Below are 664 nucleotides of genomic sequence, written 5' to 3'. Positions count from 1 at the left end.
GCTGGGAAGGTGTCGATGTGTTCGGTACGGCGGTACGTGCGCCGCTGGATCCGGTCGAGACCGTGCATCGGCTCGCGGAGTTGGGCGCGGCGGCGGTGTCGTTCCACGACGACGACCTGGTCCCGGATGACGCGGTTCGCCAGCAGCAGCTCGACCGGTTCGGTAAGGCGCTGGCCGATACCGGCATGGTGGTGGAGATGGCGACGACGAACTTGTTCAGTCACCCCGTCTTCAAGGATGGCGGCCTCACCGCCAACGACCGGTCGGTACGGCGCTACGCGTTGCAGAAGGTGCTCCGCAATGTCGACCTCGCGGCTGAACTCGGCGCAACCACCTACGTGTTGTGGGGTGGTCGTGAGGGTGCTGAGTCGGGTGGCTCCAAGAACGTCGGGGCCGCGCTGGATCGGTACAAGGAGTCGATGGACCTGCTCTGCGCCTACGTACGCGAGCAGGGCTACGACATCCGCTTTGCGCTCGAGCCGAAGCCGAACGAGCCGCGTGGTGACATTTTGCTGCCGACGATCGGGCATGCGATTGCCTTTATCAACGATCTGGCCGATCCCGAGCTGGTGGGGATCAACCCCGAGATCGGGCATGAGCAGATGGCCGGGCTCAACTACGCGCACGGCATCGCGCAGGCGTTGTGGCACGGGAAGTTGTTCCA

Annotated in this window: 1 protein-coding gene; it reads left to right on the top strand. The window is 64.8% G+C overall.

The window, feature by feature from the left end; all coding sequences use genetic code 11:
* On the top strand, nucleotides 1-664 hold a 664-nt coding region (locus ACFFGN_RS36000), incomplete at both ends, for a TIM barrel protein (RefSeq protein WP_380057747.1).

This window comes from Kribbella deserti, assembly GCF_042434725.1.
Taxonomy (GTDB): domain Bacteria; phylum Actinomycetota; class Actinomycetes; order Propionibacteriales; family Kribbellaceae; genus Kribbella; species Kribbella deserti.
The sequence above is the reverse complement of the archived record's forward strand: the minus strand, read 5'-3'. Positions and strand labels throughout refer to the sequence as shown.